Source organism: Variovorax sp. GrIS 2.14 (genome assembly GCF_046115955.1).
In the GTDB taxonomy this organism is placed as follows: Bacteria; Pseudomonadota; Gammaproteobacteria; order Burkholderiales; family Burkholderiaceae_C; genus Variovorax.
The window spans coordinates 1-8,472 of record NZ_JBJXIA010000051.1 but is presented as its reverse complement, the minus strand read 5'-3'; the positions used below and the strand labels follow the sequence as shown (position 1 = coordinate 8,472).

Annotated in this window: 6 protein-coding genes and 4 pseudogenes; 7 read left to right on the top strand and 3 right to left on the bottom strand. The window is 60.6% G+C overall.

The genetic code is table 11. From position 1 onward, the window contains the following. The coding region (locus tag RCH10_RS26675) for an ATP-binding protein (protein ID WP_409054720.1) at positions 1-244 on the top strand (244 nt) is incomplete at its 5' end. A gap of 634 nt (positions 245-878) precedes the next feature. Here the strand turns inward: RCH10_RS26675 and RCH10_RS26670 are convergent. Next, positions 879-1,637 (bottom strand): annotated as a pseudogene (locus RCH10_RS26670) (SDR family NAD(P)-dependent oxidoreductase). A gap of 638 nt (positions 1,638-2,275) precedes the next feature. Between RCH10_RS26670 and RCH10_RS26665 the strand changes: the two are divergent. The 3 genes from RCH10_RS26665 to RCH10_RS26655 all read left to right on the top strand — a co-directional run bounded on the left by RCH10_RS26665 (position 2,276) and on the right by RCH10_RS26655 (position 4,465). After that, positions 2,276-2,527, top strand: a complete 252-nt coding sequence (locus tag RCH10_RS26665) for a type II toxin-antitoxin system ParD family antitoxin (RefSeq protein ID WP_409054719.1) — start codon at positions 2,276-2,278, stop codon at positions 2,525-2,527. Then, a complete protein-coding gene (locus RCH10_RS26660) occupies positions 2,524-2,868 on the top strand; it encodes a type II toxin-antitoxin system RelE/ParE family toxin (RefSeq protein WP_409054718.1) in 345 nt (114 codons plus the stop codon). Before RCH10_RS26665 ends, RCH10_RS26660 begins: the two co-directional genes overlap by 4 nt. 163 nt (positions 2,869-3,031) lie before the next feature. Then, positions 3,032-4,465 (top strand): transposase, encoded by a 1,434-nt coding sequence (locus tag RCH10_RS26655; RefSeq protein WP_409054717.1) that lies wholly within the window; start codon positions 3,032-3,034, stop codon positions 4,463-4,465. Between the two features lie 530 nt (positions 4,466-4,995). Here RCH10_RS26655 and RCH10_RS26650 read toward each other — a convergent pair. Continuing rightward, positions 4,996-6,042, bottom strand: coding sequence for an IS630 family transposase (locus RCH10_RS26650; RefSeq protein ID WP_409054721.1), 1,047 nt, complete (start codon positions 6,040-6,042; stop codon positions 4,996-4,998). Between the two features lie 130 nt (positions 6,043-6,172). On the opposite strand from RCH10_RS26650, the pseudogene RCH10_RS26645 reads away from it, so the two are divergent. After that, positions 6,173-7,291, top strand: a pseudogene (locus tag RCH10_RS26645) (IS630 family transposase). On the opposite strand, the pseudogene RCH10_RS26640 reads toward RCH10_RS26645, so the two are convergent. Beyond that, positions 7,281-7,859, bottom strand: a pseudogene (locus tag RCH10_RS26640) (IS3 family transposase); the annotation flags it as partial. The pseudogenes RCH10_RS26645 and RCH10_RS26640 overlap by 11 nt on opposite strands. Between RCH10_RS26640 and RCH10_RS26635 the strand changes: the two are divergent. Together RCH10_RS26635 and RCH10_RS26630 are read left to right on the top strand one after the other, a co-directional pair. Continuing rightward, positions 7,849-8,046 carry a tripartite tricarboxylate transporter substrate-binding protein gene (locus tag RCH10_RS26635; protein ID WP_409054716.1) on the top strand — a complete coding sequence of 66 codons (198 nt, stop codon included), beginning with the start codon at positions 7,849-7,851 and terminating at the stop codon, positions 8,044-8,046. The pseudogene RCH10_RS26640 and the gene RCH10_RS26635 sit on opposite strands and share 11 nt — an antisense overlap. A gap of 112 nt (positions 8,047-8,158) precedes the next feature. Next, a pseudogene (locus RCH10_RS26630) lies at positions 8,159-8,425 on the top strand (ABC transporter substrate-binding protein); the annotation flags it as partial. Positions 8,426-8,472: the final 47 nt, after the last annotated feature.

The window sequence follows — 8,472 nt, the reverse complement described above, 5'->3', positions numbered from 1 at the left end:
GGTGATTGATGACTTCGCGATCTCCCCCATGGGCGCCCCCGAGCGCAACGACCTGCTGGAGGTGCTGGACGACCGCGTGGGCACGCGCTCGACGTCGATCACCAGCCAGTTGCCGGTCAAGGCGTGGCATACCTACCTGGACGATCCGACGCTCGCTGACGCGATCCTGGACCGCGTTGTGCACAGCAGCCACAAGATCGAGCTTAAGGGCAAGTCGCTGCGCGACGAGGAACCAATGCAATGAATGCCGCGCTCACCCCAAGCGCCCGTGAGCTTGAAGACGACTTATCCACCGCGTCGGCCGGTACGTCGCAAGCGCCGCCCGCCGCCGTGGATAAGTCTGCGCCGCGCCCCTTGCCAAACCCCGAATCAATCGCTTCGCGCAAGTGCGTTTCAAACTGATCGTGGACGACTGAGATACATTGAACCTATCGCTTGCGCGCGTCCCTGCGCCATCCAAGATGGCGCTGAAACCCCGTCCACGATCAGCCTGAAACAGGCGTCCACGATCGCTGAAATACGCAGCGAGACATTGAGCGAGCCAGCTTTGCGCCGCCCATCCCCGATAACCAACCGGGCCAGCGATAGTGAACGTTTCGCAAAAATCGCGGACTGCGCCATCCCTGATCATTGGGAAGGAGATCTGATCATTGGGTTGAGTTCCTCAACAATCGGCACGTTGGCCTCAGCTCGACCGAGGTTGTCGATTCAATGCGCGCTCGCCGTCGGTCGGATGACGATCTCGCTGGTATCCACATCCTCTGGTCATTCACCTGCGGGACTCGATCGCGATGAGTGGACGCGTTGGAATCCAACATCCAATTGAAAATGGCAACTTTGTATTGGTCACCCGTACACACGCCGTCCATCACACCACCCTAGGTCAGATTCGATCCGCCGTCCAACAGCAGCACTTCACCTGTCAGGTAATCCGAGGCAACGAGCATGGCAACTGCGGGAGCGATGTCGTCCGGACTTGCAGCGCGGCGCATTGGAACGCTTGCGCCACAACTCTTGTGCGCCAGTCCATTCTGCGGTCAGAGGCGTATCGACCAAACCAGGCGCAACGGCGTTCACGCGAATGTCGGGCCCCAGTGAAAGTGCAAGCAAGCGGGTCACGTGGTTAAGTGCAGCCTTGCTGGCCGCGTAGGGAATGGCGCGCCTTTGGCACTGATGCTCGCATGTGAGGTGATGTTGACCACGCTACCCGCTCGGCGGAACCGGGCAGCGTCCCGCAAAGCTGACTCAGCCAATGCGACGAGATGGAACGGCGCTACGACATTGACCTCATGGAGTTCGTGCCAGACCGCAGAAGTTGCTGAAGCAAGGTCGCCGTGCGAAATGACTCTACTGATGCCTGCGTTGTTGACCTGCACGTCCAGTTGACCCCACGCGGCGATTGCCTCACTAACAAGCCGGACCCTGTCGGCTTCCAACGAAAGGTCGGCTTGGACGTAAATAGCCTGCTTCATTTCAGCAGCCATTGCCCGACCTATCTTTCCAGAACTGCGCGAATGACGGACCACTGCAGAGCCCGCGTGGATTAGCCTGTGCGTGATAGCTGCGCCGATGCCGGAAGTGGAGCCCGTTACTGACGCGACACGAAGCCCACTATCAATTGTCGGATTGACATTCATCTGAAAAAACCCGGTCTGGCTGCTGATTGATATCAATTCAGCGCTGCGCAGGCGCCGGCGAAGGCGCAAGGAGGCATCGTTAAATGCTTGCCGATATCATCGACTTGATGAAGCCATAGGCCATGCTGTCGATGGCCAGGACAAGCGGGGCCCCGTCGTGCGGGGCTTGCTGGAGCGCCGTGTCTGGTGCGAGTTAATCTTGCCTGAATTTCTTGAACATCTATCCGCCCATCGTGCTGTCCATTAATGTTGGTCTAGCTAACCTCGATGAGCATCATGGTCTACTTCCTGCAGCGATCGCAAAGTGGTCAGACTAACCGAGTACCCTTGAAACGACACTTCGCGCCAAGGACAACGCCAGATCGATCGCGAAAGGTAAATTTGGGCAGGAGTTCGATCACCCTTTTGCCCTCCCACCAACCGCGCCCACTCAACCGAACTATCGGTACATCGACAATCAGACACGGCGCCAATGGAGTTTTTTACCGGGAAGTATTGAAACTCAGTCGTTTCGATGCGTCTGGGTGTCCAGCCAATAAGTCCCACGGATAGTTCTGTTACGTGCCGGCGAGAGCGCGTTAGCAGAACAGCCGCCCCTGAGTTTGCCAAGTTTTGCCAAACTTCTTATGATGCGAATCATGAGCACCATGAACATTTCGCTTCCGAACTCGCTGAAATGCTTTGTTGATGAGCAAGTTGTGCAGCGAGGCTATGGCACCAGCAGCGAGTACGTCCGAGAGCTGATCCGCAAGGACGCGGACCGGTTGCAGCTGCGCGGGCTGCTCTTGGAAGGTGCCGCTTCCCCTGCGGCGGCGCCGAACGACACGCAGTACTTCAGCAGCCTTCGAGAGCGAGTGCATGGTTGCACCAAGTCCCCAGAGCGCGGGTGAAGTCCAAGCCGATCGTCGCCCGTGAAAGGGCCAATGCAGACGTCGAGGCTGCGGTCGACTATTACCTGGGCGAGGATGCCGTGCAGGCGGCCATGGGTTTCATCGACGCTTTGGAGCGCGCCTACGCCCACATCGGCCGCTACCCAGCAACCGGATCCAGTCGCTACGCGCATGAACTGAATCTTCCCGGGCTTCGCTCCTGGCAGCTGACGCGTTATCAGTATCTGATCTTTTACGTTGAGCGCGAAGATTCCGTCGATGTTTGGCGAGTGCTTCACGGCCAACGAGACATCCCCGCATGGCTGGGCACGGAGCCCGGAACGGGCGGAGTTTCGCAGTAGCGCGGGCCATTGGGCCAAGCTGACGCGGGTGGTTGGCGACAATTGGTTTGTCCGGTCGCATTGACTCAGTAGTTTTGCTACCCATGCTGACCTGTTGCCTCACGTAATTTGCTACCCACCGGATGGTCCGGCGGGAGCAAGCAACGTGAAGACGCAAGTCAGCATGACCACACGCAAGGAGCTCACTGAGGCGATCCGTGAGCGATACCACCGGGCATCCGGCGTCGACCGGCGCCGCATCCTCGATGAGTTCGTGGCCGTCACCGGCTATCACCGCAAGCACGCGATCCGCTTGCTTGCAGATGCATCACCGAAGCCGGCGCGACCGCCGAGGAACCGCGTGTACGACGAAGCGGTACGGCAAGCATTGATCGTGTTGTGGGAAGCAGGCGACCGCGTCTGCGGCAAGCGCCTGAAGACGCTCATCCCGATCCTCGTCGTTGCCATGGAGCGGCACGGTCATCTGCAGCTTCACGCGGATGTCCGCGCCCGGCTCATGCAGATCAGTGCCGCCACCATCGACCGCACCCTGGCCGCCACGCGTGCCAGCATCGACGGCCAGCGCAAACGCAGAACAGGCGTGGATGCAGCCATCCGGCGCAGCGTTCCGGTCCGGACCTTTGCCGACTGGAGAGACCCGCCGCCGGGCTTCTTCGAGGTCGATATGGTCGAACATTGCGGCGGCTCCAAGGTCGGCAGCGACTTCGTCAATACCCTGACGTTCACCGACATCGCCAACGGCTGGACCGAATGCGTCGCGATGCCCGTTCGCAACCAGGCGCTCATCGTGAAAGCCCTGTCCATCGTCGGTGCAGTACTTCCCTTCGGCATGCTCGGCGTGGACACCGATAACGACAGCGCCTTCATGAACCAGACCGTCTTCGACTACTGCCGGGCGCATGGCCTGGAGCAGACGCGCTCGCGTGCATACCGCAAGAATGACCAGGCTTGGGTCGAGCAGAAGAACGGCTCGATCGTGCGACGTCTCGTCGGTTACGCAAGACTGTCGGGCCTGCCAGCAACGCGCGCGCTGGCGCAGCTGTACAGCGCCTCGCGGCTGTACGTCAACTTCTTCCAGCCCTCGTTCAAGCTGAAGTCGAAGTCGCGCGACGGTGCCCGTGTGCACAAGACCTACTACCCACCGGCGACACCGTGCGACAGGCTGCTGACTTCCGACCGGGTGTCCGAAGATGTGAAACGCAAGCTGCGTGTGCAGTTCGAACAGCTCGACCCGGTGCTGCTGCTGCGTGACATCCGGGTAGCTCAGCAGGTGTTGAGCGACCTTGCCGCCTCTCCTACCGGTGCATCGACAACATCGGCAGGAAGCGTGGAGGTGACGGCGTTCCTCGACAGTCTCGCCACGGCATGGAAGGCTGGCGAAGTTCGCCCAACTCATCGCAAGAGTCCATTGCCGGAGCGCTGGTGGAGAACGCGCGCAGATCCCTTCGAACACGCATGGGGCGTCGTGGAAGGCTGGCTCGACGATGCGCCGACGGCGACAGCCAAGGAGCTGATGGAGCGCCTCTCGATCATGTTGCCCGACGCCTACCCCACCAAGGCACAGTTGCGAACGCTGCAACGCCGTGTCAAAGCCTAGCGGGCCGAGAAGGTCAAGGACCTGATCCTGGGACAACTGAGAAGGCCAGCGCTGCCTTCAGCTGCTGCCCGTTGAACGTGCACGGCCGAGCCAAGAGAGGGGGCGCTGCGTGCCCGGAAGACATTAGAAAAATGAAATCAAACCCGACAACTTCACTGGGTAACATTCCTTCGTGAGGCAACACGCGTGGACAGAGTAGTTGACGCCAGCCACGCGGGTTTGACTTGCTTAGTTGCCACACGCCGCGTGCTGCTCAACTTGTCCTTGTTTTCTCGGGCCTTGAAGAGCAAGGCGCGCGAGATCGGTTCCCCGCATCATCTAGTGGTTGTCGCAAGAGTTGTCGCAACGGCGATGCCTTGGCGCTCGGGGCAACCAACTTTGCGACATCTGAACTTTGCTGGGGTGCGACATTACGACTTTGCTCCCATAACCGTTTGGATGCCAATGACAGATATGTCAAATTGCCGAAGACGCGATAAACGAATATTTGCGCGAGTAGTCGACCGACAATACTAGACTAGTCCACTGAATCAAAAGAATTGGCGGTATCGACGATTTGGATTGTCGTACTTCCACTTGATCGGCCTGGGGTCCTTGTTGTGAGCTTTGATGTAGCGCATGAGCTTCTTGTCGAGGTCCTTGACCGAGGCGAAGATGCCTCGGCTGATCACGTCTCGCTGGATGCGCGAGAACCAGTTCTCCACCTGGTTGAGCCACGAGGAATACGTCGGCGTGTAGTGAATCCGGACCTGGCTGTGTTCTGCAAGAAAGGTTTGCACCAGCTCGGTCTTGTGGCTGCTGACGTTGTCGCAGATCACGTGAATCTCTCGTTGGGCGGGCTGACTGGCGAGCACGTCCTGCAGGAAGGCAACGAACTGCTCGCTCGTGTGGCGTGCGGCGGTCTTGCCGATGACTTCGCCGGTGGCGGTGTTCAGTGCGGCGAACAGACTCAAGGTGCCGTTGCGTTTGTATTCGAAACCGTGACTCTCCGCGCGCCCAGGCGCCAGCGGCAACATGCGGTCCTTGCGATCGAGCGCCTGGATGGCCGTCTTCTCGTCCACGCAAAATACGGCCGCGTGCGCAGGAGGATTCAGGTACAGGCCGATCACATCGGCCGCCTTGGCCTCGAAGTCCGGGTCGTTGGAGACGAGGTGACGCTCCAGCCGGTGCGGCTGCACACCGTGCTTGCGCCAGATGCGCTGCACCGCCGAGAACGACACGTCGCCCAGCGCGGCGGCCAGCTTGCGACTGCTCCAATGCGTCGAGCCATCCAGAGGCTTGTGTTTGAGCGTCTTGTTCAGCACCCGCGCCTCCAGCTTGGCCACAGGCCGCTTGGGCGCACGACCCGGATGCAGCGACACCAGTCCGGCCACGCCTTCGAACTCGAATGCCCGCGTCCAGCGGCTCACCAAGCCATCGTTGCACGCCAGCTTGGTGCGAATGTCCACACGCCGCTCTCCATCGACCCACAGCAACACACAGCGCGCCCGCCGCGCCAGCGCCGCGCTCCCGCTGCGCTTGCGCATCACCGCCTCAAGCTCGTCACGTTCTTGCGGGGTCAGCTTCATTCTGTGCATGCCTCGCAACTGGGGCATACACAGCCAATTTCAATGGTTCAGTAGACTAGCGTCGTGAGTTAGAAGTTCGCTGAACTATTTCTGAAGGCTCGAGTCTCTCGTGTACCGTACGTAATCGACGAGGCCTGCAATGAGCGGAAGACCCAAAGCGACACTGGTTCTGACGGACGCCGAGCGTGAAGCGCTCAAGGCTCTGACGCTGCGACGCAAGACAGCGCAGGCACTGGCGCTGCGAGCGCGGATCGTGCTGGCGTGCGCCGATGGGCAGGACAACAAGGTGGTCGCTGCACGCCAGCGCGTCACGCCACAGATGGTCAGCAAGTGGCGGGCACGGTTCGTCGAGCGTCGACTCGATGGCCTGCTGGACGCGCCGCGTTCTGGCGCACCAAGAACCATCGACGATGCACGCGTCGATGCAGTGATCGCCAAGACGCTTGAGACCGTGCCGCGCGGCGCGACCCACTGGAGCACACGCACCATGGCCAGCGAATCCGGGCTCTCGCAGACGGCCGTCTCACGCATCTGGCGCGCCTTTGGCTTGCATCCCCATCGCCAAGAAACTTTCAAACTGTCGACTGATCCGATGTTCGTCGAGAAGGTGCGCGACATCGTCGGCCTTTAAATGGACCCGCCCTTGATGGCGATGGTGCTGTGCGTGGACGAGAAGAGCCAGATCCAGGCGCTCGATCGCACGCAACCGCTGTTGCCGCTTGCTCCTGGCATCCCGGAGCGGCGTACCCACGACTACGAGCGTCACTGCACAGCCACGCTGTTTGCAGCACTGGACATCGCCACCGGCTCGGTCATTGGCGAGATGCATCGTCGCCACCGCAGCAGCGAGTTCATGCAGTTCCTGCGCACTGTGGAGGCGAGCGTTCCGCCGGTGTTGGACATCCACCTGGTCATGGACAACTACGGCACGCACAAGACATCGTCGATCAAATCCTGGCTGGCCCGGCATCCACGATTTCATGTGCACTTCACGCCGACTTCGGCGTCCTGGCTCAATCAGGTCGAGCGCTGGTTTGCAGCTCTGACGCAGCGATGCATCCGGCGCGGCACCCACCGCTCCACACGACAACTCGAGCAGACCATCCGGGAGTATCTGGACATCAACAATGCCAGGCCGAAGCCCTTCGTGTGGTCGAAGACTGCCGACGACATCCTCTCCAGCGTCGAAAGGTTTTGTCTGCGAACTTCTAACTCACGACGGGGGTGCGGCGGAATTCTTGGACTGGTTATGCCATGAGCCCCAAGCTTCGACGGTAGTCAAGAGGGCTGCGCGCGCCCAGGGACATCTTGATGCGCTTCTCGTTGTACCAGCGGATGTAAGAGTCCAAGGCCTGGGTGAACTGCGCAACGGTCGTTAATTGCCAGTTGCCAGGATAGAACCATTCGGTCTTCAGTCGACCGAAGAAGCCCTCGCAGGCCGCATCGTCGGACGAACAGCCTTTGCGAGACATCGAACGCGTCAGCTCGGCATCCGCGATACGTGCCGGCCATCGATAGTGGGCGCCGCGATCCGAATGCACGACAGGCCGGCTAGCGCTGTCGATCGTTTCGATGGCTGCATCCAGCATCGTGTTCACGAGCTGCGCGTCCGGGCGCATCCCGATCGTCCAACTGACCACATTGCCATCGAAGCAGTCGATCACAGGCGACAGATACACCTTGCCTGCCGGAATGTGGAACTCCGAGATGTCGGTGAGCCATTTCTCGTTGGGAGCACCTGCGGTGAAGTCGCGGTTGACGAGGTTCTCTGGCGCTGGACTGATCTCGCCCAGATAGGAACCATACCGACGCCGCTTGGGCACGGCCCTGCGCGCACTTCAACCATCGTTGCAGCGCAGCCTGGGCCAGCCCGTTGTCACTTCGAACCGTGCGGGGGCGGGGGGTGCCATCGGCGCCGCAGCGGTCACGCAAAGCAAGCCGGATGGCTACACGTTGCTGTTCACGTTCTCGACCCTGGCCGGCTTGCCGGAGCAGGCGATCGTCAACCACTAGCCGCCCATGTTTACCCCTTGAATGGTTGCTGCCGGTGGCCCGCGTGACGACCGACGCGACAGCGCTTGTGTTTCGGTCCGACTGTCCCTACAGAAGCGCCAATGAACTGATCGCCATGGCCAAGACCCGATCGACCGACCCCGCGAAAGTGGCCGCGGCGATGGAAGGCATGACCATCAAGAGCTTCGCGGGCGAGGCGACGATGCGCAAGTCCGACCACCAGATGCAGCAGGCGGTGTTCATCTCCAAGTGGCAGAAGGTCGACAAGACCAATCCCTACAGCGTGGAAAACACCGGCTACACCTTCGCGCCCGTCAAGCGACTCGAGCCGTACGTGGCGAGCACGCCGACCAGTTGCGTGATGAAGCGGCCGTCCTGATGCGGTAAAGCCTTGCAGGAACTGGCCTGGCGCCGGGCGGCTGGCGT